At 76.9% G+C, this 329-nt stretch carries 1 protein-coding gene; it reads right to left on the bottom strand.

The features are described 5' to 3' along the window. A partial coding sequence (locus tag TW83_RS18785; protein ID WP_045984312.1) for a tetraacyldisaccharide 4'-kinase occupies nt 1-329 on the bottom strand: 329 nt, incomplete at both ends.

The following is a 329-nucleotide window of genomic DNA, read 5'->3' as shown; positions in this document are numbered from 1 at the left end:
AGCAGGTCGGCCCGCGCCAGCCCCACGGCCACCGGCTCGCGCAGCGGACCTGCGGGGATGCACAGCCCGTTGCCGAACCCCTTGGCCGCGTCCACCACGACGATGCCCAGGTCATGCGCCAAGGCCGGGTCCTGGAAGCCGTCGTCCAGGATGATCGCCTGCGCGCCGTCGGCCGCCGCGGCCCGCGCCCCCGCCACGCGGTCGCCCGCGACCCAGACCGGGCCGAACGCCGCCATCAGCAGGGGCTCGTCCCCGGTCAGGGCCGCGTCGTGGCGCCGTTCGTCCACACGCAGCGGCCCCGTGGCCGACCCGCCATAGCCCCTGGAGAC

Origin of the sequence: Paracoccus sp. S4493, assembly GCF_000967735.1 — a bacterium.
Lineage (GTDB): Bacteria > Pseudomonadota > Alphaproteobacteria > Rhodobacterales > Rhodobacteraceae > Paracoccus > Paracoccus marcusii.
Note: the sequence above shows the minus strand (reverse complement) of the source record. Positions and strands in the feature narration are given on the sequence as shown.